The following is a 25,302-nucleotide window of genomic DNA, read 5'->3' on the forward strand; positions in this document are numbered from 1 at the left end:
AGGAAGGCTTAAATCCTGTTCGTATCAAGCGTGTCATTCACCTCAATACTTCCGTTGACGAGGATAACAGCGGAAGCTTAAGTTGGCCCATGAGCTAAGTGTTGTTAATCTGACTATTCATGAATGAGGTCTAAGCAGGTGCTTCAGCAAGATACGTGCTGTTTTCACTTATTCCGTGGCCAATTAATCAATTCATTATTGCTAACTTTACAATTGGAAGAGATTAAATTATCTTTATTTATTAAATGCATATATAAGGCATATAATTTGCTTATTGCTGTTGGACTTTTGATAAGTGGATTCGTATAAAGCGGTAATTTTATACTTTAAAAAAATGATATAAGACTAAAATGAAAGATATACAACATAAAGATCTCCGTATAGGCATTACATTTAGTGCATTTGATCTGCTTCATGCCGGTCATATCAAAATGCTGGAAGATGCCCGGCGTCAGTGTGACTTTCTAATCTGCGGACTGCAGACAGATCCTACCATAGATCGTCCGGAGAAAAATAAACCTACGCAAACTGTTGTAGAGCGTTATATCCAGCTTAAAGGATGTAAATATGTTGATCAGATTGTTCCTTATGCTACAGAACAGGATCTGGAAGATATTTTGCGCGCATTCAAAATTGATGTCCGTATAGTAGGAGATGAGTACAAGGAACGTGATTTTACCGGACGTCAATATTGTGAAGAAAATGGTATTGAGCTCTATTTCAATAGCCGTGACCATCGGTTCTCAAGCTCAGGTCTTCGTCGTATTGTAGCGGAGAAGGAAGCACAAAATACGCAATTATAGGTCTTGATTGTACAATCATAATTCACGGATATGCAGAATAGTATGAACATCGCCGTTATCGGACAGGGATATGTAGGGTTACCTTTGGCGCTGGCTTTTTCAAAATATCATCAGGTTGTTGGATTTGATATCAATGAAACAAGAGTTGCTGAACTTAATAGCGGATATGATCGTACTTTAGAAATTTCTAAACAAGAATTACTCAAGCTGATTAAAGATGAAAATACTTCATCTTTCGCTATAGGTTATTCTGCCAGTAGTGATCTTAAGGATATAAGAAATGCGCAGGTATATATTATTACCGTACCTACCCCAGTTGATGCCTTTAATACCCCGAATCTGCAACCTCTTTTATCCGCTACACGTCTTGTATCAAGTATATTAAAAAGAGGAGATATTGTAATCTATGAATCTACTGTCTACCCGGGCTGTACAGAAGAAGAATGTGTGCCTCTTTTGGAAAGAGAATCCGGACTCACATTTAATAGAGATTTTTTCGTTGGATATTCGCCTGAACGAATTAATCCGGGAGATAAAGTAAACACCTTGTCTTCAGTTGTAAAAGTAACCTCCGGTTCCACACCTGAAATAGCCGTTTTTATTGATCAGTTATATAAACAGATTATTACAGCCGGGACACATCTTGCTCCTTCTATCAAAGTCGCAGAGGCTTCTAAGGCTATTGAGAATGCACAACGAGATGTCAATATTTCTTTTGTAAATGAGTTGGCGTTGATCTTTGATCGCATGGGGATAGATACTAATGAGGTATTGGAAGCTGCCGGAACAAAATATAACTTTTTAAAATATAAGCCCGGATTGGTCGGCGGACATTGTATTTCTGTAGATCCCTATTACCTGACATACAAGGCAACGCGTCTAGGCTATCATCCCCAGGTAATCTTATCAGGTCGTCAGGTGAATAATATGATAGCGACTTTTATCGCCAAAAAGCTAATAAAGCTTATGATCTCCAGAGAAACCGCTTTAATGGGTGCCAATGTCTTGATATTGGGCGTTACATTTAAGGAGAATTGTGCAGATTACCGGAATACAAAAGTAATGGATATTATCCGGGAACTGCAGGATTTCGGACTTACTGTAGATGTCTATGATCCCTGGGTAGACGAAGAGGCGTTTGAAAAGGAATATAGTATCCGTATTTTAAAGGAATTACCTTCTGCTGTTTTTTATGATGGAGCCGTATTAGCTGTTGCTCATCATCAGTTTGGACAGATTGAGCCCAGGTCTCTGGTCAAAGAAAATGGAGTAATATTTGATGCAAAAGGGTTTTGGGATAAGCAATCAGTAGATGCCCGACTTTAATTTTATTATAGTAGAGGAAGGGAGTCAAATTATGTTTTTTTGACAGGAGTGTTGTTTTAATTTTTAATTTTGACTAATACAATTTACATATGAAAATAGGAATTACATTCGGTGTTTTTGATTTGCTTCATGCCGGTCATATTATGATGCTGGAAGAAGCTAAGAGAAATTGTGATTACCTGATTGTTGGATTGAATACGGATCCTTCAGAGGTCTTTCCGGAGAAAAATAAACCGACACAGACTATTGTTGAGCGCTTTATTCAATTGGAGGGCTGTCGTTATGTGGACGAAATTGTTCCTTACACCAGTGAGCAGGATCTGGCGGATATTATCCAGGGAATGCCTATTGATATACGGATTATCGGAGAGGAATATCGGGATAAGGATTTCACAGGACGTCAATATTGTGTGGATAAGGGTATTGAGATCTATTATAATAAACGGACACACCGGTTTTCCAGTAGCGGATTAAGAAGAGTAGTAGCCGAGAAAGAATCGGATAAATAGTGACATAGTTGAAAAGTTTATACAGTTGAGAGGGTTTAAATAGTTAATAATGGCGAATCATAAGGATCTTAAAGTTTGGCAGGAATCAATGGATTTGGTTGTGCTTATCTATGAGATTACTGCTGTCTTTCCAAAAGATGAATTATTTGGATTGACTAGCCAGATAAAGAGATCAGTAATTTCCATTCCTTCTAATATTGCAGAAGGTGTGGGTCGTCAAAGTAATGCTGAGTATATACGATTTTTACATATTGCTTTAGGTTCAGTTAGTGAATTAGAGACGCAATTAGAAATAGCATTCAGATTGGGTTTTATTAAAGATGTAGATATGTATACCCCAAAGGTTCGCCTTATCAAAAGTATGCTTTCAAATCTGATTAAGAATCTAAAATCCAGGAGTTAAAAGATGTTTAGGAATCTAATTAGAAAAAGCTTTTTATTATATCAAATTTTTGAACAATATTTCAAAAATAGAATAATGTCAATGTTACTTACTTTAAATATCATAAACAAGAGATATAACGAAAGTGTTAACATATCAACCATATAAACTTTATCAACCCTTTTAACATTATCAATAATATAGTAACAACATAAAAATGAGCAATATAATACATGTTATTCTCTCTGGCGGAGTCGGAAGTCGTTTGTGGCCTTTGTCACGTAAGAGTTATCCCAAACAATACCTGAGTCTTTTCAAAGAAGGCTCATTGTTTGAAATGACGGTCAACCGTAATCAGACTTTGGCTGATCAGGTTATTGTTGTTGGTAACAGAGATAACCATCAGCTTAGTCGCGAAGTGATGGAAAATAATGGCATACAATATATAGATATAGTTGAATCCACTCCCCGAAATACAGCTGCGGCAATTGCTTTTGCTGCCTTTGCTGCTAAATCAGATGATATTCTGATCGTAACTCCTTCGGATCACGTGATTGTGGGCGAACAGGCCTATGAAGAATCGATGAAAAAGGGGATTGAAAAGGCCTCACAAGGATATATCGTCACCTTTGGTATACAGGCTACACGCCCTGAAACGGGCTATGGCTATATCGAATATCAGGAGGATCAGGTTATTTCCTTTAGAGAAAAGCCAAATCAGGATACTGCAGAAGATTTTATTGAACGGGGAAATTTTCTGTGGAACTCAGGAATGTTCTGTTTCAGAGCAGATACTTTTCTACAGGAATTGCAGCAGTTTGAACCAAAAGTATATGCTACGGCTTTAGCAGCATGGAAACACCGGAAAGATAATGTATTAGATGAACAGTTGTCTAAGGAAGTTCCTGCCATTAGTATAGATTATGCAGTGATGGAACGCTCGAAGAAGATTCGCGTTGTAGCAACGCATTTCAACTGGTCGGATCTGGGATCTTTTGAATCTATGTATGATTATCTAAAACAGACGGGTCATCCGGTAGATGAAAATGGTAATATGGCTATTGGGACAGATACCTATACTGCTTTCGTAGGATTAAAGAATACTATACTGGTATATACTAAAGATGCTTTTCTAATATTGCAGAAAGAAAAATCGCAGGATGTCAAGAAGATTTATAATACTTTGGAAAGACATCAGTCGAAACTGATAGACTAACTAACAAAAATAAAATGCTAAACCCGAAAGATTTGTTAATATAAATCATTGTGAGTACTTTTGTTACTCAGTTACTTTGTCCAATGTTAGAATCTATAATTACTTCAAAAACCAGACTTAAATTGCTGATTAAATTTTTCGTTTCAGCAAGTAATAAGAGCCATTTGCGAGGTTTGGCAGAAGAATTTCAGGAGTCAACAAATGCAATTCGAAAAGAACTCAATCAACTTTCAGATGCAGGGTATCTGGATAAAGAAACAGATAAAAACAGAATACTTTATAGAGCTAATACTAAACATTCCCTATTTAAGCCCATTCAAAATTTGATTCATACTTTTTTGGGAATTGACCAGTTTGTTGATCATATATTAGAACAATCAGGGGATATTCAGGAAGTTAGTTTAATTGGTAATTATGCAAAAGGATTAGATAGTGGAGTTATTGAGGTACTTATTTTAGGTAATACAATAAATCAGGCATATTTATTGCAGTTAGCGGACAAGGTAGGCTCACGTTTGGATAAAAAGGTGGAAGTTTATTTTAATCAACCTTTTGAAGAACAAAAAATTAGCTTATACCGAAGAAGTTCTCAGGAATAGATTGCTGAAAAAAAGGATTGCATTGCATTAGTAATTCTATGATTTTATAAAATTTTTAAGAATAGCACTTGAAATATATGAGCAAAACGATTATCATTACCGGCGGGGCCGGATTTATTGGCTCCCATGTGGTGCGTGAATTTGTTACAAAATATCCGGAATATCATATTGTCAATTTAGATGCATTGACCTATGCGGGTAATTTGGAAAATTTAAAAGATATTCAGGATAAACCAAATTATCAATTTATTAAAGCTGATATTACGGATGCTGCGCTAATTCTGGATATATTCCGCCAGTATAAACCGGATGGAGTTATACATTTAGCGGCAGAATCACATGTCGATCGGTCTATTACAGATCCTACAGCTTTTGTTATGACAAATGTTATCGGAACTGTTAACTTGTTGAATGCAGCTAAAGAAATATGGAAGGATAACTTTGAGGGAAAACGCTTCCACCATGTCTCCACGGATGAGGTTTTTGGAGCACTCGGTGCTACCGGATTATTTACCGAGGAAAGTAAGTACGATCCACATTCTCCTTATTCGGCTTCTAAAGCTTCATCGGACCATTTTGTAAGAGCATATCATGATACGTATGGTTTACCAATTGTATTGACCAATTGTTCCAATAATTACGGACCTAATCATTTCCCTGAAAAGCTTATTCCCTTATGTATACATAACATCTTAAATAATAAACCACTTCCTATTTATGGTGATGGTAAGTATACACGCGACTGGCTTTTTGTAATTGATCATGCTAAAGCCATTGATCTCGTATATCATCAAGGGAAAAATGGTGAAAGTTATAATGTAGGTGGATTTAACGAATGGCAAAATATTGACCTGGTTAAAGAATTGTGTAAACAGATGGATGAGAAATTGGGACGCCCAGCAGGAACTGCCAATCAGTTAATTACCTATGTGAAAGATCGCCCCGGACATGATCTCCGTTATGCAATTGATGCTGCTAAGATCAATCAGGAACTCGGTTATCAGCCATCAGTTACTTTTGAAGAAGGACTTTCTGTCACTATCGATTGGTTCCTTAATAATCAGGAGTGGTTGGACCATGTTACTTCTGGGGATTATCAAAAGTATTATGAGGAGCAGTATAGATAGTTAAAAGGGTTATAAACTGAAACGGTTAAGAGGTTATAAAGTTAGAGGGGATAAGTCTATGGTTACTTCGCATAAGGATTTAAAGCTGTGGCAAGAGAGTATGATACTTGTTGAGGATGTTTATAAAATTACTGTAGACTTTCCTAAAGAGGAAATGTTTGGTCTGACTAGCCAGATTAAAAGATCAGTAGTTTCAATTCCTTCTAATATTGCTGAAGGGGCTGGAAGAAAAGGAAAAGCCGAATTTATCCGGTTTCTTTATATTGCCTTAGGGTCGACAAGTGAACTCGAAACACAATTGGAAATTTCTGTCCGCTTAGGATTTATGCAAAAGAATGAAGATATCTTTAAACGAATACATTTTATTAAAAATATGATTGCTAAACTTATAACGAGTTTAAATAATAAAGATGCTAATCCCCTTTAACCATTTATCATTATAACTATATCAACAATTAAATATGAAAGCTACAGAAACAAAACTTTCCGGTTGTTTTGTGTTAGAGCCAGCTAAGTATGGCGATTCGCGCGGTTATTTTATGGAGAGTTTCAATGAAAAAACCTTTAATGATCTTACTGGAACTAACACGCATTTTGTTCAGGATAACCAGTCTTATTCCACAAGAGGGGTGTTGCGAGGATTGCACGCGCAATCCGGAGATTATGCACAAGCTAAACTGGTTCGGGTTTTAGAAGGGGAGGTAATTGATATTGCTGTAGATGTACGTGCCGGATCATCTACGTTTGGCCAACACGTTGCAGTCAGACTATCTGCTGAGAATAATCTGCAGCTCTTTGTTCCGCGAGGATTTTTACATGGTTTTGTCGTGTTAAGTGAAACCGCAACCTTTTTCTATAAATGTGATAATTTCTATAATAAAGAATCAGAATGTGGTGTGCATCCGCTGGATAAAGATCTGGCTGTAGACTGGCAAATTCCTTTAGAAGAAATGTTGTTATCTGATAAAGACAAAGCCGCTCCCAGTTTTAAGGAAATTTTTGGAATATGAGAATAGTAATTACAGGAGCAAACGGACAATTAGGATCTGAACTTAAAGATATACTAAGAAATGATGCTGAAAAGGAATGTCATTTCTTAGACCGTAAACACTTGCCTTTAGATCAGACATTGATCATTCAAGATCTTTTAGCACAATACCAACCTGATGTCATTATTCATGCAGCAGCCTATACTGCTGTAGATAAGGCGGAATCAGAACAAGAGTTAGCTGATCAGATTAATCATCTGGCAACATCGGAAATTGCTCAATACTGCCGTATTCATGGAACTAAGCTTATAGCCATTTCTACAGATTATGTTTTCGACGGCAATTCCAATATCCCTTTGAAAGAGGACGCTCCAGTAGATCCTATCAATATATATGGATTGACAAAGTTGAAAGGCGAGCATGCTATCCAAAAATGGCTTCCTGATGGAATTATTATCCGTACCTCATGGGTTTATTCAGTTTATGGGAATAATTTTGTAAAAACTATGGTTCGCTTGATGTCCGAGCGGGAGGAGATTTCAGTAATCAATGATCAGATTGGTTCGCCGACCTATGCAAATGATCTGGCAAAGGCAATCGTAAATATTATTAACTCTGACACATGGCAAGGAGGTATTTTTAATTATAGTAATGAAGGAAAGTTATCCTGGTATGATTTTGCGTTAGCCATTCGTGAAATTAAAGGTTTAAATTGTAAAATAAATCCAATTCCAACTACGCAGTATCCTACACCGGCTAAACGACCAAGATACTCCTTATTAGATAAATCAAAGATAAAGCAGGTATTTAAGGTTGAAACTCCCAATTGGAAAGATAGCCTTAAGGTGATGATTGCTAGGAATATAGAAATCGAAAACTAAAAAAAATGAAAGGAATAATATTAGCAGGCGGTTCAGGTACTCGTTTACACCCCTTGACATTAGCTGTTTCAAAACAGTTAATGCCAGTGTATGATAAACCTATGATTTATTATCCGTTGTCTACGTTAATGTTGGCGGGTATAAATGAGATATTAATTATTTCAACTCCCCAAGATCTTCCTAATTTCCAAAAGTTGCTTGGAGATGGTGCTCAAATTGGATGTAAGTTTTCCTATAAGGAGCAACCAAGTCCTGATGGATTGGCTCAGGCTTTTATTTTGGGGGAAGATTTTATTGGTAAGGATAAAGTTGCTTTGATCCTGGGAGATAATATTTTTTACGCATCAGGAATGTCTAAATTACTACAGGATTCAGCAGATCCAAATGGTGGAGTGGTATTTGCTTATCAGGTTTCAGATCCGGAGCGGTATGGTGTGGTTGAATTTGATAAGGATAATAAAGTTGTTTCTATTGAAGAAAAACCGAAAAAACCAAAATCTAATTATGCTGTTCCTGGACTTTATTTTTATGATAATGATGTTGTAGAAATTGCAAAAAACATTAAGCCCTCTCCCCGAGGAGAATTGGAGATTACCGATATTAATGCAGAATACTTGCGAAGAGGTAAACTACAAGTTGGTGTTTTTAACAGAGGTACAGCCTGGTTAGATACTGGTACGATTAATTCGCTTATGCAGGCGGGTCAGTTTGTTCAGGTGATAGAGGAGCGTCAAGGAATGAAAATTGCCGCTATTGAAGAGATAGCATATCGTATGGGATATATTAATAAAGAACAGTTATTGCAGATTGCTGAACCGTTAAGAAAATCTGGATACGGTGAATATTTATTGAATATTGTAAGGTAATATGAATATTTTAAATCTTATAGGTCGAAAGGAAGAGCTCTTTAATGAAGATATAAAAAAACATAAAGAGGAGCTAGAAGCTATTATTTCCAATTCAAAATTCTTAGTTATTGGCGGAGCCGGTTCTATTGGCCAGGCAACAACAAAGGAGATTTTTAAAAGAAATCCTAAGAAATTACATGTTGTAGATATTTCTGAGAATAATATGGTAGAACTAGTTCGCGATATCAGAAGTTCTTTTGGATATATCGAAGGAGACTTTCAGACTTTTGCTTTAGATATCGGTTCTATTGAATACGATGCTTTTTGGGAAGCAGATGGTGATTACGACTATGTTTTAAATCTTTCAGCATTAAAACACGTACGTAGCGAAAAGGATCCCTATACCTTGATGCGTATGATCGATGTCAATGTCTTCAATACAGACAAAACTTTGCAACAAGCTATTGACAAAGGGGTAAAAAAATACTTCTGCGTATCTACGGATAAGGCTGCAAATCCTGTGAATATGATGGGAGCGTCTAAGCGCATTATGGAAATGTTTCTTATGCGCCGTAGTAAAGAAATTACTATCTCTACAGCTCGTTTTGCAAATGTTGCTTTTTCGGATGGTTCTTTATTGCATGGATTTAATAAGCGTATTGAGAAGAGGCAACCTATTGTTGCACCTAATGATATTAAGCGTTATTTCGTCATCCCGAAAGAGTCTGGCGAATTATGTTTAATGTCTTGTATATTTGGTGAAAATAGGGATATCTTTTTCCCTAAATTAAGTGAGAATTTGCACTTAATTACTTTTGCAGAGATTGCCGAAAAATATTTGAAAGAAATGGGGTATGAGCCTTATTTGTGTGCAGATGAAAATGAAGCTAGAGCGTTAGTCCATACTTTACCTCAAGAAGGGAAATGGCCTTGCCTATTTACAGGAAGTGACACTACTGGCGAGAAAGATTTTGAAGAGTTTTTTACAGAACACGAAACTCTTGATATGAATCGATTTGAAAATTTAGGTGTAATTAAGAATGAATTGAAGATTGAAGAAGATAAACTACAGTTGTTTAAATCTGCTATTCAGAATATGAAATCGAATAAAAAGTGGGACAAAGAACAAATTGTTGATTTATTTTTTCAAATGATTCCGGACTTTGGGCATAAAGAAACAGGGAAATATCTCGACGCTAAAATGTAATTATGCAGAATATAGATAATATAATCTCTTTTATTAGAGATCAATATAAAACTGATAAGTTTATTCCTCTTCATGAACCGCGGTTCCGAGGTAATGAGAAAAAATATGTTCTGGATACTATAGATTCTACATTTGTTTCGTCTGTTGGAGCTTATGTAGATAAGTTTGAGGAAATGATGCAAACTTATACAGGAGCTGAAAAGGCTGTAGCTGTTGTAAACGGTACAGCATCTCTTCAGGTAGCTTTAAGATTGGCAGGTGTGAAAGCTGGTGATGAAGTGATAACCCAAGCGTTAACTTTTATTGCAACAGCTAATGCCATTGTTTATAATCATGCAACGCCGATTTTTGTAGATGTAGATTTAGATACTATGGGGTTATCTCCAAAGGCTTTATCATCCTTTTTAGAAGAGTTTGGAGAGCTTCGCGAAGATGGTTGTTATAATAAATCTACCGGACATCGCATTGCTGCTTGTATGCCGATGCATACCTTTGGTTTTCCTGTACATCTAGATGAATTATTAGCGGTTTGCGATAAATGGAATATTCCATTGGTAGAAGATGCTGCGGAATCTTTGGGTAGCTATTATAAGGAGAAACATACCGGTACCCTTGGATTAGTATCCGGATTTTCTTTTAATGGCAATAAAACGATTACTTGTGGTGGTGGTGGTGCTTTAATTACCAATGATTTAGAGCTAGGAAAACATGCCAAGTACTTAACAACAACAGCTAAACGACCACATCCTTATGAATTTTTCCATGATGAACTCGGATATAACTTTAGAATGCCGAATCTAAATGCTGCGTTAGCTTGTGCTCAAATGGAGGTCTTAGAAAGTTTCTTAGAGGATAAAAGGCAGATGGCACATGAATATGCTGCATTGTTTACTGATTTAGGAATAAAATTCAGAAAAGAAACTCCAGACACGAAAGCTAATTATTGGTTAATGTGTGTTGAATTGAATAATAAGACGGATAGGGAAAATTTTCTAAAGCATACAAATCAGAATGGGGTAATGACAAGGCCAATTTGGAATCTTATGTATCGCCTGCCTATGTATGAACATTGTCAGCGAGATGCTCAACACAATGCGGAGTTTTTAGAAGAACGAATTGTGAACATTCCTAGTAGTGTAAGATAGAAAGATGGATAGTGTTGCAATAATAGGATATTCTGGACATGCATTTGTGGTATTGGATGCTTGTAGGAAAATGGGAATACCCGTTCATTTTTATTGTGATCGATCTAAGATAAAGCATAATAACCCTTATCAATTGACATTTTTGGGTGATGAGAGTAGCGAATCCTTTGATTGGAATAGGATCGATAAGTTTGTGCTGGGAATAGGAGATAATAATATCCGCAGACGAGTGGCTGAGCGGATTATAGACGCGGGTAAAGAGGTTGTCACTGTTATACATCCGGCTGCGGTAATTAATGATTTTGTTCACATCGGTAAAGGAAGTTTCCTATCCAGTAATTGTGTTGTGAATACGTTAGCAACAGTTGGACAAAATTGCATAATAAATACCGGAGCTATTATAGAGCACGAATGTGTGTTAGGTGATTCAGTTCATATTGCACCAGGAGCTGTTTTAGCAGGAAGTGTTACGGTCGGTACAGGAACATTTATTGGAGCAAATACGATAATTAAACAAGGGATAACTATTGGAGAGAATGTTGTAGTAGGAGCGGGATCAGTGGTTATTAAAGATATTGAAGATAACGGGACTTGGGTTGGAAATCCAGTTAGAAAAATAAAACAATGAGTAGAGTATTAATAATAGCCGAAGCAGGGGTAAATCATAATGGTTCACTAGACAATGCTTTTAAGTTGGTTGATGCAGCTGCTGAAGCGGGAGTTGACTATGTGAAGTTCCAAACTTTTAAAGCGGATAAGCTTGTTTCTAAAAATGCGAAAAAGGCAGATTATCAGATTACGAATACCGGTAATAGTGAAGACTCACAATTAGAGATGCTTAAGCAGTTGGAACTATCACACACAGACCACGAAAAAATAATTGCTTATTGCAAAGAAAAAGGTGTTCGGTTTTTCTCTACCGCATTTGACTTAGATTCTTTACAATATTTGAAAGATATTGGGTTGGATTTAGTCAAGATACCTTCCGGTGAAATTACAAATTTACCTTATCTCCGAAAGGCAGCTAAATTGTTCTCAAAAGTTATATTATCAACAGGTATGTCCACAATGGAAGATATCGCAGCTGCGACTCAAATCTTTGTAAAAGAAGGTGTATCTGATATTTCGATTTTACATTGCAATACCGAATATCCAACACCAATGAGAGATGTCAACTTAAAAGCTATGTTAAGCATTGCAGATGAATTTGGTGTAAATATTGGGTACTCTGACCATACTTTAGGAATTGAAGTTCCTGTTGCGGCGGTAGCTCTAGGTGCGAAAATAATAGAAAAGCACTTTACACTAGATAATACAATGGAGGGGCCGGATCATGCTGCCTCTTTAGAACCAATAGAGTTGAAAACTATGGTTAGTGCTATCCGAAATATAGAAGAAGCTATTTCAGGTTCTGGTATTAAAGAACCTAGTGAATCAGAGAAAAAGAACATGGCAATAGCGCGTAAAAGTTTAGTGGCCTCTCAGAATATAAAAAAAGGAGAAATTTTTACGGAAGATAACCTAACCGTCAAAAGACCAGGCAATGGGATTTCGCCAATGGAATGGGATAATGTTATCGGGAAGGTTGCCATTCAGGATTTTAACGAAGATGAACTAATTGTGTTGTAGATGAGAAAGATCTGTGTAGTTACAGCGACAAGAGCAGAATATGGTTTATTAAAACCATTAATGGATTTAATACAGCAGTCAGCCGACTTAGAGTTACAAATTATTGCTACTGGTGCACATTTATCTCCTGAATTTGGCTTGACTTATTTGCAAATTGAAGCTGATGGTTTTACAATCAATGAAAAAGTAGAGATTTTATTATCGTCAGATACATCGGGCAGTATTGTTAAGACAATGGGGCTTGCTATGAACGGTATGGCTGATGTGTTACCTAGATTATCGCCTGATTTATTAGTTATATTAGGAGACCGTTATGAGATGTTGGCAATTGCTTCTGCAGCAACAATTTTTAAGGTTCCGATAGCGCATCTTCATGGAGGTGAGATCACGGAAGGGGCCTATGACGATGCTATTAGACACGCAATAACGAAGTTGAGCCATCTTCATTTTGCTTCAACCGAAGAATATAGAAATCGAATTATTCAGATGGGGGAAGATCCTAATCGAGTGTTTAATGTTGGTGCTATAGGTTTAGATAATATTCGGAATCTTAAACTTTTGACTAAAGAAGAACTTGAAAAGGTTTTAGAGATTAAATTCTTAAAATATAATTATCAGATTACTTTTCATCCGGAAACTTTAGGAGAATTAAGTTCAAAAGAGCAGTTTCAAATTTTGCTGGATGCAATAGACGAACAGCAGGATAGCTTTTTTATATTTACAAAAGCTAATGCTGATACAGATGGTAGGATTATTAACCAGATGATAGACAATTATGTGATTAAGAATCCTGTAAAAGCAAAAGCTTTTACATCATTAGGTTCTTTACGCTTTTTATCTGTAGTCCAAGAATGCACAGCAATAGTGGGCAATAGTTCAAGTGGTATACTAGAAGCGCCTTCGCTAAATACTGCTACTCTGAATATTGGTGATAGACAAAGGGGGAGGGTACAGGCTGCTAGTGTCTTTAATGTTCCATGTACTCTCGAAGGAATTAGGATAGGATTTGATGAAGTTAGGAGAAAATATCTTAACAGAGAGCTAAAGGAGGTAATTAATCCTTACTATCAAGACAATATTGCAAATAGAATAGCAAAAGTGATAATAGATAATATTATTACTATAGAAAAACATTTTAATACAATTGTATGAAATCTCTAGTTGAAAAACATATTATTTATAAAGGGCAATCAGTAAGAGATGCTTTAATAAAATTAGATATTATAGCACCTTCTTCCATTCTTTTTGTCGTAGATGATCATAAAACTTTATTAGGTTCACTAACTGATGGAGATCTTCGTAGAGGATTTATTAAGGGATTGGGCTTTGACAACAGTTTAGTAGATTTTATACAACCTAATCCAATATATATAAGAGAATATGATCATGACTTTAATAAGTTAGAAAAACTTAAGAAAGATTTACTTAAGATTGTTCCAATAACTAATTCAGAACAAAAAATAGTTGATATACTTGACTTTAAAATACGTAAAACATTAATCCCTGCAGATGCTGTATTGATGGCTGGTGGAGAAGGAAAGCGCTTAAGACCATTGACAGAAAGGACCCCTAAACCCTTGCTAATTGTAGGTGATAAACCTATTATTGAACATAATGTAGATCGGTTAAAGGAAGTTGGAATAAGTACAATACATCTAAGTATAAATTATCTAGGCGATCAATTGGTAAATTATTTTGGTGATGGATCAAGTAAGGAGATTAGTATTAAATATGTATGTGAAGATAAGCCTTTAGGTACTATTGGGTCAGTTCTCTTAGTAGATCATTTTAATTATGATGATATTATTATTATGAATTCAGACTTGTTGACTAATATAGATTTTGGCGATTTCTTTAGGACTTTTAAAGAATCTGAAGCGGATATGGCTGTTGCAGCGACCTCATATCATGTAGACGTTCCCTATGCAGTTTTGGAGGTAAATGAATCAAATACAGTTCGTTCTTTAAAAGAAAAGCCAAGATACACTTACTATTCCAATGCTGGTATTTATATATTAAAAAAGAGTCTTTTAAATATGATACCAAAAAATGAGTTCTTTGATATAACAGATTTAATGGACAGAGTTATAGAAATGAATCTTAAGTTGATTACTTACCCTATCAACGGGTATTGGCTGGATATCGGGAAGCATGAAGACTATAAAAAAGCACAGGAAGATATAAAGCATATAAAATTATAAATTTAGATGAGAGGTTTAATTACAATTTGTGCTAGAGGTGGGTCAAAAGGTATCCCAGGCAAAAATATCAGACCTATTAATGAGAGACCTTTGATCGATTATACAATCGAAATCGCAGAACAATTAAGTGACAAATATGACATAGATATTTATCTCTCAACAGATAATGCTGAGATAAAAGAGGTGGTATATAAATTAGGAAGATCAAAAATTAAACTGGATTATCAACGGCCGGAGCATCTTGCAAGTGACACCGCAGGTAAATTGGACGCTATTGTCGATGTTAAGAACTTTGCGGAACAAAAAAATAATATCCGCTATGATTTTGTAATGGATTTGGATGTCACTTCACCTTTGCGTACTATTGTTGACTTGGACGAAGCTATAAAACTCTTGTTCCAAAATAAGCATGCGTTGAATCTCTTTTCTGTAAGTCCAGCTAATCGCAATCCATACTTCAATATGGTAGAGGAAACTGACGATGGATTTTATACCCTATGCAAGAAGGGGCAATTTATGACCAGACAGTCTGCTCCACGCGTGTTCGATCTTAATGCCTCATTCTATATTTTTAAGAGTTCTTTTTTTGAAAAAGGATATCGGACAGTAATAACGGAGAAAAGTATTGTTTATGAAGTACCACATCTATGTTTCGACTTAGATCATGTAATCGATTTTGAAATAATGTCTTTCTTGGTTACTAACAAGAGGCTGGACTTTAACTTCAATTATTAGAAATCTATGAAAGTACTCATTATCGGATTGGGATCTATAGCGAAAAAACATATATTGGCACTTCATGCTGTAGTTCCGGCTATTGAAATTTTGGCAATGCGAAGCAATTCCGAAAATGCATCTATTTTCCCAGGCGTCACTAATGTGTTTAGCATTGATGATCTAAACTTAGATGACATTGATTTTATTTTAATTGCTAATCCGACGGAATACCATTTTGAATATATAAAGCGTTTTAGTGTCTACGGGAAGCCCTTGTTTGTAGAGAAGCCTTTGTTTTCCGGACTGAATTCTTCTACTAATGAGCTTATTGAGGATATACGAAAGAGTGGGGTAGTTTCTTATGTGGCTTGCAATCTTCGATTTTTGGATTCGATTATTTACCTAAAAAGTTTAATCTCTAATAAACGAGTTAACGAAGTCAATGTATATTGTGGTTCGTTTCTACCAGATTGGAGGCCAGGCGTAGATTTCAAGAAAGTGTATAGCGCAAATAAAGAAATGGGTGGAGGTGTTCATATAGATTTAATACATGAATTAGATTATGTATATTGGTTGTTTGGTGAACCGGTATCCGCAAGATCTTTCTACTCCAATACATCATCTCTAGGGATTTCAGCCTATGATTATGCAAATTATCTATGGCAATATCCTGAATTCCCCGTCTCAGTTATTCTAAACTATTATCGTAAAGATGCAAAACGTACTATAGAAATTGTGGCAGAAGAGGGGACCTATGTAGTTGATCTGCTATCCAATACAGTTTTTTATGATAATGAGCCAATCTATACATCAGAACAACGAATTATAGATACTTATCGTGTACAGATGGAATTTTTTATTAACGAAATATTGAAAAATAAGGTTATTTTCAATCCGATTGAAGAAGCATATAAGGTATTAGAGTTATGTATACAGGATTAAAAGATAAAGTAATAGTGGTCACGGGTGCGGGTGGACTTATTGGTCGCGAATCTGTAAGGCATCTAGTTTTAAATGGAGCAACGGTGGTGGCCATTGATATCAAAATATATGAGTGTGAGGCTGAACTATTTTTAGAATCCGATATAGCTGCTAAGGATGGGATTGACCTATCTGTAAATGAGGTGATGAGTCGATACGGGAGAATTGATGGTTTAGTTAATCTTGCTTATCCTCGAACAGCGGATTGGGGGAATAAATTTGAAGATATTGCCTTTGAGTCTTGGTCTGAGAATGTAAATATGCAATTAAATGCCACCTTTTATATCTGTCAAAAAGTTATGGAGATTATGAAAGAACAAAGATCTGGTTCTATTGTTAATATTGCCTCTATTTATGGTGTTGTAGGTAACGATTTTACACTTTATCAAGATTATAACGGGACCTCGCCAGCTGCGTATTCAGCGATCAAAGGAGGAGTGATCAACTTCACACGATATTTAGCTTCCTATTATGGGCCGTATAATGTAAGAGTAAATTGCGTTTCACCAGGAGGCGTATTAGATGAAAAGAATCAGCAACCCTCATTTATAAAACGATATAGCGAAAGATCGCCGTTAAGACGGCTTGGTAATCCTAGTGAGATGGCTCCAGCAATATCGTTTTTGCTTTCGGAAGATGCATCTTTTATCACAGGACATAATTTAATGGTTGATGGCGGATGGACCGCAATATAAAAAGAACAATAATGAAAGGTAAGGTATATATATGTCATCATATTGACACAGAAGGACCATTGTACGAAAGTTTAGGCGAATTATTCAAACGCGTAAAGTTTGTAACTGGGATAGAACTTGAGGCGACAGAGGAAAACGTTCGGAGATTGCAAAGCCGTGAGATTGAGGTCACCGATGAACTATGGGAAGAGTTGAGGTTAATAATCGATCCCCATACTATTAATTTTTTAGGTGATTGGGAAAAAATTGATAAGATGCTCAATGAGATTATGTCAGAGGAGTATCGTAAGGCTATGGTAGATTCTGAAGGCAACGGTTGGTGCTACAATTGGCATGTCATGGATCACGTTGGATTCACAGGTGAGAATCCTCGAAGAAGAGATTTGGGATATTTGAAAATTTTTGATTATTATCAAAAAAGAATTGCAGAGCCCAATTCACAAAGTGATGAATTGCACTGGCATTTTCATCCAATTTCTTTTTCTAAGGATGCACATATACCAGCTACCTCTTATGAGAATTCCATGGACGAACTGCATCAAATTTTGTCTAGAAGGTTAATAGAGAGAAGTTGGTTTCCGATTGTGAACAGAGCTGGCTTTCACACGGTGCGATTTGATTCCAATCATTTTCTTGAGCAATGGATACCTTTTGATCCATCCAACCAAGCTATTAAGGAAGAGTTTCAACCGAAGTTGCAGAGAGATCTTACCAATGGCAGATTTGGCGACTGGCGAGGAGCTCCATTTGACTGGTCCATGTACCATCCTAATCATAGAGATTGGAGAAAAACTGGTGACATGAATCGCTATGTTGCACGTGTTCTGAATATGAATTCTCGACATAGGAATATCACATTTGATGAGATTGCAGTTGCATTCGAACGAGCAAAAAATGGAGAAAGAGTCTATTTAGGAATTACAAATCATGATTGGCGAGATATGAAAAAAGAAATCGATGATTTTCGAGTGTTATTATCAAGCGTAATTAAACAATTTCCTGATGTTGATTTTGAATTTAGCGAGACACTTTCTGCATTTCAACAGATTTTATTTGATGAGACAGAAAGGACTCAAAATAGTATTAAGTGGAATATTGCTTTAGAGCGGAATCAGCTTATAATATCAGTAACTCAGGGAGAAACTTTCGGTCCACAACCGTATTTAGCGATTAAGACAAAAGACGGAAAGTACTTTCACGACAATTTTGACTATCTGAACCATTCTTCACAAGACTTTAGTTATACCTTTGATGACTATACTATTCCATTAAATAAGGTTGAAAGCTTTGCTGTAGCGACTAATGATAAATACGGGAACCAAGTTATCGCACATCTTAAACCTTAAATATGAAGGTGTCAGAATTTTTTCGGAAAGAAAAAAGTAGTTTAAGATTCTATGAGGATCTCGATAGAAAATATATCGTAGATGATCTATTATGGGTAGAATCAAAAACTTTTTATACATGTGATTCTTTAGATACTGATAGAATTGATTTCCTGACTTATTTACTGCTTTGTGATAACGCCAATTATCTGGAGTTAACTACCTCAGAGTGGAAGGAAATAGCAGAGAAAATGTCCAGAAGATATTTTATGCTGATTCAAAGCGATAGTTCTGAGTTGGAATTGAAGCTTAAATGTCAACGATTAAACTATTTAATACAAATATTCATAGATGGTTCAGATAACGTAGTTGAGGATACAAAATTCTTTAATAGTAATACCTACTACTATCCTTGGGATATAGAATTAATTGGGGAAGATATGTGTGTATTGGAGTCTAAGGATTCTGTTAAAATAAATGATAAAACAATCCCTGCTTTGTCCGGACAGGGTCTGATGTTGACTCAAATCGACCGGTATGGTGATCATGTTATCTTTAGCAGTTGTTACAATAATAAGATTGCAATATCCCGTGATCAGGGGCAGCATTACCAGATAGAGACTATTAATAAAGATATATATAGATTTTATTATGCTGGATCATTGTGTCGGATAGCTTCAGATGGTAACGTTTACTTGCAGGAAGATATTTTGCTTTGTCGTGTCCAAGACATGGAAAAGCCTTGGAGATTCCGCGTAATAGGAAACGAGTTATTTATCTTTGATTGGGGACATTTCGGTAGTTGTATCATTGTTAGTTTAGCTTCTGGCATGGTGAGAAGGCATATATTCGATGAGATGTTTATTCCCCATGATATAGTTGCCCATTCCGAATTTTACTGTTTTCTTGACAAACAGCAAGGAAATGTGTTTTGGTATACACGTGATCTAACTTTTGTAAAAAAAATGTTGTCTTTTGGATATGCAGAGGGTAGATTATGCGATCCTATCGGTATCAAATCCGTTGGGAACAAAATTATAGTGTCATCCTGGTTGTCAGGGAAAATCAATTTGATTGGATAGAAGAGTGATTTATGAGTGACGATAGAGAAAGAATTTTGGAGGATCCAGACTTATTTTTTAAGATGGAATCAGATTACAAACTGTTCAACATTCGTTCAAATAAAGATATTCCTTTATGGGATATTTTTAGAGCAGAGGTTTGGAATTATATAATATACAAAGAAGATATTAAAAGTAAACCCAGACCATCGGTTGGTGCGGCATCTAAGATGTTTATGTTTGTTAAACAAGTTTTATCACTATTGAAAATACTTCTCCGAAAAGATTATTTTTTTTTCGGGGTGTCCCGTTTTGTTGACCAAGATGGCAGGTACTATGATCCGTATCTAGAGTCTATTAAACCTCTAATTTCAAACAGGTTTTTACTATACGAAACTGTTACAGGCAAGCCTAAGTATCGTGAAAATGGTGTCGGAGATATCACCTTTTATTTGTTAAAAGCTTTTCGAAGCTTTTATTGGGATAAGTATGTTAGTGATATTCCTGTGAAGAATTTGGATCTCATAATATGCGCTCTGCGCGAGACGTATGGGTATGAGATAGTATCCCGAGATGTATTGCTTAATATTTACTTCAAATTTAAGGTACATTATTACTTTTATAAGTTTCTTTTTCGTTTTGGGCGTTTTAAAGCTATTTTTCTTCATCAAAATGGATTCCAGAAGGGGTTAATCTTTGCTGCGCAAAAGTTAGATATTCCAGTATTAGAATTTCAGCATGCAGATGTGATCGAATTTAACATTGTATGGCATTATGGTACAAAACCAAATGATCGGTCCGATATTATATTTCCAGATTTATTCCTTACATATTCAAATTTTTGGAGTGAGAGTAATAATATTCCAACACAGTCGGTTGAGATTGGGACAGCAATACATAATATTTCCGGATCTCATGTTGGAGGAAATGCTGTGGCTATTATATCTACTAAAGAACATGAAGACGAACTTAATGTACTAACGATATCATTAGCAAAGCTACATCCAAGTATTTCTTTTCAATATAAACTACACCCGGCACAGTATGATTCTATTCGTGAATATGAAGAACTCTTTTCTAAGTATGTTAATATCAATGTTGTCCCTGCTCAGATGAGTATTAGTGATCTTATTGCACAAACTGACCATTATATTGTAATTTATTCGTCTGTCATATTCGAACTACTACAATCACAAAAGCATGTTTATCTGTTTGAAAGGCAAAACTACTGGTTTTTTCGTCAGTTTTTCACTTTACAAGGGGTTACCTTATTTAAATCACCTTCAGATTTTAGGTTATCAGACTTAACACATAGCAATGAGCAAAAGTTAGATTTCTACAAACCTTTGCAGTTATCACAGTTGAAGAATTTATTGACTAAGCTTTACAAATAATAATGATTTTACGTAATAAGCTGTTTTCTGATACAATCTTGTATGCGCTAGGAGAAGTGTTTCCCCGTGTAATAAGTTTGTTGTTACTTCCCCTTTTTACAGCATATCTCACAACATCAGACTATGGAATATTATCCTATACATCTGCGTTTGTGATGTTCCTATATGTTTTTTGTACTCTATCTCTTAATTCCTATGTTTTGAGATATTATTTCGAATACAAAACTGAGATAGATAAAAAGCGGTTAATTGGTAATGTATTTCTATTTATGGCACTTTTTAACATAGGTCTCCTTTTAATAATATATACTACATTACCTACTATAATTTCTTATTTTTCAATTAAGGTACCTTGGGACCCTTACTTCCGTTTAGCGATTATTACTAACTTTCTTGAGGTTTTTACTGTAGTTCCCATGGTATTGTTTCGTGTTAGACAACAGGCCGTTTATTTTGTTTCTCTAAGTATTTCAAGAGTTATCCTACAGTTTGTTCTTGTATATTATTTTGTGGTTGTTGAGTCCATTGGTCTTCTTGGTAGCTATTATGGACAACTTATACCATTATGTTTATATTTCTTTTTATCATGGGGAATCATTGCACGTAATGCTATTCTGAATATTAATTTCAGCCAGATAAAAGAAGGGCTTAAATTTTCACTGCCATTATTGCCAGGAGCATTAGCATATTTAGTGATGTCACTTTCTGATAGAATTATACTTGAGAGGCACGTTAGTTTAGCAATTATAGGGGTTTATAATGTCGCCGTCACATTCTCGCAAGCGTTGAATGTCGTTATTCAAAGTGGATACAGAGCTTTGGAGCCGGAAATTTTTAAACGTTTTGGAACAGTAGACTTTACTCATTTCGTTCGTAAAACATCCAATGTTTTTTTGTTTATAGTTTATGGTTTAGCAGCATTCTTAGCCATATATAGCAAAGAAATATTTTATTTTTTTACTTCTCAAAATTTTCATAGTGGTAGTAATTTGGTTCCTTATATAATTTTCGGTATATTATTTGCAGCATATAATGTGCTATTCAGTAGTTTGTTAAGTGCAGAAAAGAAGACTTCTCATATTGGTCTGTCTATGATTGCAGGTGGCATGGTTAGCATAGTGATAAATATTATCTTTATTTCGAAGTGGGGAGTATTAGTCGCAATTTTTGCCTCAGCACTTGCGTTTTTTGTAATGGATGTAATTCTCTTCTTCAAGATGACTACACCATTCGCTTTAAAGATCGAACTAAAAAGTATGTTACTGTATATATTGTTGGTAATTGTTTTGGAAAGGTGGGATCCATCAGTTAACATATTAAATGTATTAATAAAATTGCTGTTATTCATTAGTTTTCTGGTGCCTACGGTTTATTTTCGAGGAGTCACCAATATTTTTAGGACAAAGTCTTTAAATTTATAATTTAATGCAAATATTTACTAGAGTTAGAAGATTTTTCTTTAGAAAGGTGTATGTAGACTTTATTTTGAGATTGTCATTTAAGTTGATGGGACAGCGGAATGTTATAGGTTTGCCGTTGCAACTAACACCAGATGTGATTTCAATTGGCAGTGATTGCTATATTTATAAGAATTGTCGAATAGAGGGAGTGAAGGAGTATGAAGGTGTTAAGTACAGACCATCAATTTCGATTGGTAACTTTGTTAGTATCCAGCAGAACTTACATTTAACTTGCGCAGATAATATTTCTGTTGGAGATTACGTGGCTATTGCAGCGAATGTTACAATCACCGATATAGAGCATCCTTATGAAGATGTAAATATTCCTATTGAAAAAGCGCATCTGAATGTGAAACCAGTTCGTATAGGGGCAGAAACAAAGATATACAATAATTCCGTAATACTTCCTGGAACAATTTTGGGGAAACACTGTGTAGTAGGAGCTAATTCTGTTGTGTCTGGAATTTTTCCTGATTTTTGTGTTATAGTAGGAACTCCGGCACGAATAGTAAAACGATATAGTTTTAAACATGAAATGTGGCTACGTACAGATAAAGAGGGGAACTTTCTTTCATGACACATAATTTAGGATACTTAGTGTTTACGATTAGTGCGAGATTTATTATAGTTATTCTCACTATGTTACCGTTATATTCTTATTCCCAAGATCAATATCTTTTTAATCAAGGAAAGAGTAATTATAACATCGTGATTAATCAAAAAACTCCTCAAATAATAGAGATAGCAAATTTACTGCAATCGGCTGTCGAAATGGTCAGTGGAGTAAATATTAAAATTGTCAATAAGCAATCTGTAGAAAGGAAAAGTATCTTAATTTCTTTAAGTTCTGATTTATCCGAAGAGCAGCGCAAAGAATTGCATCTAACAACCATACCAAATAATGCATTTATATGGAAAGAACACTTTGGTAATCTCTATATTGTCGCTGAGACGACAGAAGACCTCTCTAATGGAGTTAACGATTTTATTAATAAATTTTTAGGAGTAGATAAGTTAACTGAAAGTTCAACTAGGTATGTAAAAACAGATAAACAGAATTTGAGTGGTATCTCTTACATAGGCAAACCACATTTTTCATATAGACTTCTTTATACATCCGAAGCCGAAGATCCAGCATATAGATCATTTCATAAGCTACAAGCATTTCAAGGAAAGGATAATCATCTTTGGGGTGGAGCTTGGGGTCATACATTTTTTCGTTTCGTGCCACCATCTAACTTCTATAAAACTTATCCAGAGTTTTATTCTTTAATTAATGGAAAGCGAATACCTGAACAGCTTTGTCTCTCAAATGAATCTGTAGTTCATCAGGTTAAAACCGCTCTTTCTGTAATGATCGAGCGAAATCCTAGCTCCAAGTATTGGTTTGTTGGACAGGAAGACAATGATTCACATTGTGAATGTGATCGCTGTTCTAAAATAGATAAAGACAATGGATCTAAAGCAGGCTCCTTGTTGAATTTTGTAAATCAAATTGCTCTTGCGTTTCCTGAAAAAACTATTGTTACTTTAGCATATGGAGAGACACAGAAAGCTCCTCGCAGGATTCGACCGGTAGACAATGTCATGATTATGTTTTGTACATCGGGAGACTTCGATCGAGTTACCCCATTAGAGCAGCAAAATATAAATATAATTTTGGATCCGTGGTTGCAAAAGACTTCCAACATAATGATCTGGGACTACATATCAAATTTTAAGCATACTTTATTCCCTCTTCAAAACTTGACGGCTATAGGAGAGAATATTAAGTTTTTCTCGAAGAAGAGGATAAAGGGACTTTTCGTACAAGGCAATATTTATGGAGGAGGGGCATTTGACGAGATAAAATCGTATGTAGTATCGAAGCTTCTATGGGACCCTACATTAGATACTGACACATTGATCAAAGATTTTGTGCAAGGGTATTATGGATTAGATGCAGACGCTGCCATGAAGCTAATATATGATACTGGTCTAGATTTACAGCATAATTATAATAATATAGGTCTGTTCGATGGTGCCACAATGCTAACTACTAATTTTTTTAAATTAAGAAATTTCAATGATTATGTGCAAAAAATAGGATTGACAAATAATGGTAAAAAGTTTAGTGATGGAAGTCATGTTGCATCTCTACTTGCTCCCTATCAATTTGTTCAGACGACGCAATATCTAAATGCTCTTACTAAAAATTTCAATAGTTTTGATCCTGCAGATTATAAAATAATTCATAATGCAGCGACAAGTCTGGTGAATACCCTCAACTCAAACGGCTCCAAGTTCATGGGCGAGAATGGAGTATTTAAAAGTGACTTTGTTAATGGTCTTAAGCTCGTTTTTGATGACAAACCCAGTATCTTGGTGGAGGAGAACAAAGCTTATCGAAAGCCATTTACAATTGTTCATAAATCAAGCTCTATCCATGCTGGAGACAATGGCTTATTAGATGGGATATCGGCAAATTTAAATTTGGAAAATAACTCGTGGGTTGTCTTTCAGGATGGCCTTTTAGATATAACAATAGATTTACAATCTAAAATGGCAATTCATACGGTTTCAATAAACTTTATGGAGGCGGACATTGTAAAGATGTATTATCCTTCGGATATAGAGGTTTTTGTGTCGCAAGATGGAAGGAGATATGATAAATGGAATACGTATAATATTCGCCCGCTTCACAAAACGCATGATGCAGAGAGTAGCACATATACATTCACAAGTAAGGACATTAAAGGGAGATACGTTCGTGTAGTTGCGAAATCTCGTAAACTATTAGGCCTTGATGAAATAATTATAAAATGAAA

The 25,302-nt window shown here is 35.5% G+C and carries 26 protein-coding genes; all 26 read left to right on the forward strand.

What is annotated here, in order from left to right:
- The first annotated feature begins 350 nt into the window (after positions 1–350).
- The 26 genes from B4B65_RS01500 (at position 351) to B4B65_RS01625 (ending at position 25,300) form a co-directional block, all read left to right on the forward strand.
- The gene (locus B4B65_RS01500) at positions 351–803 is read left to right on the forward strand and encodes an adenylyltransferase/cytidyltransferase family protein (protein WP_293912725.1); all 453 of its coding nucleotides are present in this window, start codon (positions 351–353) and stop codon (positions 801–803) included.
- Positions 804–845: 42 nt separating this feature from the next.
- A complete protein-coding gene (locus B4B65_RS01505) occupies positions 846–2,129 on the forward strand; it encodes a nucleotide sugar dehydrogenase (protein ID WP_293912728.1) in 1,284 nt (427 codons plus the stop codon).
- A gap of 89 nt (positions 2,130–2,218) precedes the next feature.
- Positions 2,219–2,638: an adenylyltransferase/cytidyltransferase family protein gene (locus tag B4B65_RS01510; RefSeq protein ID WP_201681217.1), complete on the forward strand. Its 420-nt coding sequence runs from the start codon at positions 2,219–2,221 to the stop codon at positions 2,636–2,638.
- 49 nt (positions 2,639–2,687) lie between these two features.
- Entirely contained in the window at positions 2,688–3,041 is a 354-nt protein-coding gene (locus tag B4B65_RS01515; protein ID WP_293912732.1) for a four helix bundle protein, read from the forward strand.
- A gap of 196 nt (positions 3,042–3,237) precedes the next feature.
- Positions 3,238–4,236, forward strand: coding sequence for a mannose-1-phosphate guanylyltransferase (locus B4B65_RS01520; RefSeq protein WP_293912734.1), 999 nt, complete (start codon positions 3,238–3,240; stop codon positions 4,234–4,236).
- 83 nt (positions 4,237–4,319) lie between these two features.
- On the forward strand, positions 4,320–4,835 hold the full coding sequence (locus tag B4B65_RS01525; RefSeq protein WP_293912735.1) for an ArsR family transcriptional regulator: 516 nt from the start codon (positions 4,320–4,322) through the stop codon (positions 4,833–4,835).
- 77 nt (positions 4,836–4,912) lie between these two features.
- On the forward strand, positions 4,913–5,962 hold the full coding sequence (gene rfbB / locus B4B65_RS01530) for a dTDP-glucose 4,6-dehydratase (RefSeq protein WP_293912736.1): 1,050 nt from the start codon (positions 4,913–4,915) through the stop codon (positions 5,960–5,962).
- 58 nt (positions 5,963–6,020) lie between these two features.
- Entirely contained in the window at positions 6,021–6,389 is a 369-nt protein-coding gene (locus B4B65_RS01535; protein ID WP_293912738.1) for a four helix bundle protein, read from the forward strand.
- 34 nt (positions 6,390–6,423) lie between these two features.
- The gene (gene rfbC, locus B4B65_RS01540) at positions 6,424–6,972 is read left to right on the forward strand and encodes a dTDP-4-dehydrorhamnose 3,5-epimerase (RefSeq protein ID WP_293912740.1); all 549 of its coding nucleotides are present in this window, start codon (positions 6,424–6,426) and stop codon (positions 6,970–6,972) included.
- On the forward strand, positions 6,969–7,832 hold the full coding sequence (gene rfbD, locus B4B65_RS01545) for a dTDP-4-dehydrorhamnose reductase (protein ID WP_293912742.1): 864 nt from the start codon (positions 6,969–6,971) through the stop codon (positions 7,830–7,832). The genes rfbC and rfbD overlap by 4 nt, the downstream gene beginning before the upstream one ends.
- Before the next feature lie 5 nt (positions 7,833–7,837).
- Complete coding sequence (gene rfbA, locus B4B65_RS01550; protein WP_293912744.1) at positions 7,838–8,698, forward strand: glucose-1-phosphate thymidylyltransferase RfbA; 861 nt, start codon at positions 7,838–7,840, stop codon at positions 8,696–8,698.
- 1 nt (position 8,699) lies between these two features.
- On the forward strand, positions 8,700–9,887 hold the full coding sequence (locus tag B4B65_RS01555) for a UDP-N-acetylglucosamine 4,6-dehydratase (protein WP_293912746.1): 1,188 nt from the start codon (positions 8,700–8,702) through the stop codon (positions 9,885–9,887).
- A gap of 2 nt (positions 9,888–9,889) precedes the next feature.
- Complete coding sequence (locus B4B65_RS01560; RefSeq protein ID WP_293912748.1) at positions 9,890–11,032, forward strand: LegC family aminotransferase; 1,143 nt, start codon at positions 9,890–9,892, stop codon at positions 11,030–11,032.
- 4 nt (positions 11,033–11,036) lie between these two features.
- Entirely contained in the window at positions 11,037–11,660 is a 624-nt protein-coding gene (locus B4B65_RS01565) for an acetyltransferase (RefSeq protein ID WP_293912750.1), read from the forward strand.
- The gene (gene neuB, locus B4B65_RS01570) at positions 11,657–12,661 is read left to right on the forward strand and encodes an N-acetylneuraminate synthase (protein ID WP_293912752.1); all 1,005 of its coding nucleotides are present in this window, start codon (positions 11,657–11,659) and stop codon (positions 12,659–12,661) included. Before B4B65_RS01565 ends, neuB begins: the two co-directional genes overlap by 4 nt.
- The gene (neuC, locus tag B4B65_RS01575; RefSeq protein WP_293912754.1) at positions 12,662–13,813 is read left to right on the forward strand and encodes a UDP-N-acetylglucosamine 2-epimerase; all 1,152 of its coding nucleotides are present in this window, start codon (positions 12,662–12,664) and stop codon (positions 13,811–13,813) included.
- On the forward strand, positions 13,810–14,862 hold the full coding sequence (locus tag B4B65_RS01580; RefSeq protein ID WP_293912756.1) for a nucleotidyltransferase family protein: 1,053 nt from the start codon (positions 13,810–13,812) through the stop codon (positions 14,860–14,862). The genes neuC and B4B65_RS01580 overlap by 4 nt, the downstream gene beginning before the upstream one ends.
- A 6-nt stretch (positions 14,863–14,868) precedes the next feature.
- The gene (locus B4B65_RS01585) at positions 14,869–15,597 is read left to right on the forward strand and encodes an acylneuraminate cytidylyltransferase family protein (protein ID WP_293912758.1); all 729 of its coding nucleotides are present in this window, start codon (positions 14,869–14,871) and stop codon (positions 15,595–15,597) included.
- A 6-nt stretch (positions 15,598–15,603) separates the two neighbouring features.
- Positions 15,604–16,521, forward strand: coding sequence for a Gfo/Idh/MocA family protein (locus B4B65_RS01590; RefSeq protein ID WP_293912760.1), 918 nt, complete (start codon positions 15,604–15,606; stop codon positions 16,519–16,521).
- A complete protein-coding gene (locus tag B4B65_RS01595; RefSeq protein ID WP_293912762.1) occupies positions 16,506–17,255 on the forward strand; it encodes an SDR family oxidoreductase in 750 nt (249 codons plus the stop codon). Before B4B65_RS01590 ends, B4B65_RS01595 begins: the two co-directional genes overlap by 16 nt.
- Before the next feature lie 11 nt (positions 17,256–17,266).
- A complete protein-coding gene (locus B4B65_RS01600; RefSeq protein WP_293912764.1) occupies positions 17,267–18,601 on the forward strand; it encodes a hypothetical protein in 1,335 nt (444 codons plus the stop codon).
- A gap of 2 nt (positions 18,602–18,603) precedes the next feature.
- Complete coding sequence (locus tag B4B65_RS01605) at positions 18,604–19,662, forward strand: hypothetical protein (protein ID WP_293912766.1); 1,059 nt, start codon at positions 18,604–18,606, stop codon at positions 19,660–19,662.
- Positions 19,663–19,673: 11 nt separating this feature from the next.
- A complete protein-coding gene (locus tag B4B65_RS01610; protein ID WP_293912768.1) occupies positions 19,674–21,035 on the forward strand; it encodes a hypothetical protein in 1,362 nt (453 codons plus the stop codon).
- Positions 21,036–21,037: 2 nt separating this feature from the next.
- The gene (locus B4B65_RS01615) at positions 21,038–22,456 is read left to right on the forward strand and encodes a lipopolysaccharide biosynthesis protein (protein WP_293912770.1); all 1,419 of its coding nucleotides are present in this window, start codon (positions 21,038–21,040) and stop codon (positions 22,454–22,456) included.
- 4 nt (positions 22,457–22,460) lie between these two features.
- Complete coding sequence (locus B4B65_RS01620) at positions 22,461–23,072, forward strand: acyltransferase (protein WP_293912772.1); 612 nt, start codon at positions 22,461–22,463, stop codon at positions 23,070–23,072.
- Positions 23,069–25,300 (forward strand): DUF4838 domain-containing protein, encoded by a 2,232-nt coding sequence (locus B4B65_RS01625; RefSeq protein WP_293912774.1) that lies wholly within the window; start codon positions 23,069–23,071, stop codon positions 25,298–25,300. Before B4B65_RS01620 ends, B4B65_RS01625 begins: the two co-directional genes overlap by 4 nt.
- The last annotated feature ends 2 nt before the right edge of the window (positions 25,301–25,302 follow it).

It is taken from the genome of Sphingobacterium sp. UBA5789, assembly GCF_002418355.1.
GTDB lineage: Bacteria > Bacteroidota > Bacteroidia > Sphingobacteriales > Sphingobacteriaceae > Sphingobacterium.

Excerpts from the sequence above, each read along its gene's own strand:
- B4B65_RS01500 (WP_293912725.1), top strand. The coding sequence starts at position 351 with ATGAAAGATATACAACATAAAGATCTCCGTATAGGCATTACATTTAGT.
- B4B65_RS01505 (WP_293912728.1), top strand. The coding sequence starts at position 846 with ATGAACATCGCCGTTATCGGACAGGGATATGTAGGGTTACCTTTGGCG.
- B4B65_RS01510 (WP_201681217.1), top strand. The coding sequence starts at position 2,219 with ATGAAAATAGGAATTACATTCGGTGTTTTTGATTTGCTTCATGCCGGT.
- B4B65_RS01515 (WP_293912732.1), top strand. The coding sequence starts at position 2,688 with ATGGCGAATCATAAGGATCTTAAAGTTTGGCAGGAATCAATGGATTTG.
- B4B65_RS01520 (WP_293912734.1), top strand. The coding sequence starts at position 3,238 with ATGAGCAATATAATACATGTTATTCTCTCTGGCGGAGTCGGAAGTCGT.
- B4B65_RS01525 (WP_293912735.1), top strand. The coding sequence starts at position 4,320 with ATGTTAGAATCTATAATTACTTCAAAAACCAGACTTAAATTGCTGATT.
- rfbB (WP_293912736.1), top strand. The coding sequence starts at position 4,913 with ATGAGCAAAACGATTATCATTACCGGCGGGGCCGGATTTATTGGCTCC.
- B4B65_RS01535 (WP_293912738.1), top strand. The coding sequence starts at position 6,021 with ATGGTTACTTCGCATAAGGATTTAAAGCTGTGGCAAGAGAGTATGATA.
- rfbC (WP_293912740.1), top strand. The coding sequence starts at position 6,424 with ATGAAAGCTACAGAAACAAAACTTTCCGGTTGTTTTGTGTTAGAGCCA.
- rfbD (WP_293912742.1), top strand. The coding sequence starts at position 6,969 with ATGAGAATAGTAATTACAGGAGCAAACGGACAATTAGGATCTGAACTT.
- rfbA (WP_293912744.1), top strand. The coding sequence starts at position 7,838 with ATGAAAGGAATAATATTAGCAGGCGGTTCAGGTACTCGTTTACACCCC.
- B4B65_RS01555 (WP_293912746.1), top strand. The coding sequence starts at position 8,700 with ATGAATATTTTAAATCTTATAGGTCGAAAGGAAGAGCTCTTTAATGAA.
- B4B65_RS01560 (WP_293912748.1), top strand. The coding sequence starts at position 9,890 with ATGCAGAATATAGATAATATAATCTCTTTTATTAGAGATCAATATAAA.
- B4B65_RS01565 (WP_293912750.1), top strand. The coding sequence starts at position 11,037 with ATGGATAGTGTTGCAATAATAGGATATTCTGGACATGCATTTGTGGTA.
- neuB (WP_293912752.1), top strand. The coding sequence starts at position 11,657 with ATGAGTAGAGTATTAATAATAGCCGAAGCAGGGGTAAATCATAATGGT.
- neuC (WP_293912754.1), top strand. The coding sequence starts at position 12,662 with ATGAGAAAGATCTGTGTAGTTACAGCGACAAGAGCAGAATATGGTTTA.
- B4B65_RS01580 (WP_293912756.1), top strand. The coding sequence starts at position 13,810 with ATGAAATCTCTAGTTGAAAAACATATTATTTATAAAGGGCAATCAGTA.
- B4B65_RS01585 (WP_293912758.1), top strand. The coding sequence starts at position 14,869 with ATGAGAGGTTTAATTACAATTTGTGCTAGAGGTGGGTCAAAAGGTATC.
- B4B65_RS01590 (WP_293912760.1), top strand. The coding sequence starts at position 15,604 with ATGAAAGTACTCATTATCGGATTGGGATCTATAGCGAAAAAACATATA.
- B4B65_RS01595 (WP_293912762.1), top strand. The coding sequence starts at position 16,506 with ATGTATACAGGATTAAAAGATAAAGTAATAGTGGTCACGGGTGCGGGT.
- B4B65_RS01600 (WP_293912764.1), top strand. The coding sequence starts at position 17,267 with ATGAAAGGTAAGGTATATATATGTCATCATATTGACACAGAAGGACCA.
- B4B65_RS01605 (WP_293912766.1), top strand. The coding sequence starts at position 18,604 with ATGAAGGTGTCAGAATTTTTTCGGAAAGAAAAAAGTAGTTTAAGATTC.
- B4B65_RS01610 (WP_293912768.1), top strand. The coding sequence starts at position 19,674 with ATGAGTGACGATAGAGAAAGAATTTTGGAGGATCCAGACTTATTTTTT.
- B4B65_RS01615 (WP_293912770.1), top strand. The coding sequence starts at position 21,038 with ATGATTTTACGTAATAAGCTGTTTTCTGATACAATCTTGTATGCGCTA.
- B4B65_RS01620 (WP_293912772.1), top strand. The coding sequence starts at position 22,461 with ATGCAAATATTTACTAGAGTTAGAAGATTTTTCTTTAGAAAGGTGTAT.
- B4B65_RS01625 (WP_293912774.1), top strand. The coding sequence starts at position 23,069 with ATGACACATAATTTAGGATACTTAGTGTTTACGATTAGTGCGAGATTT.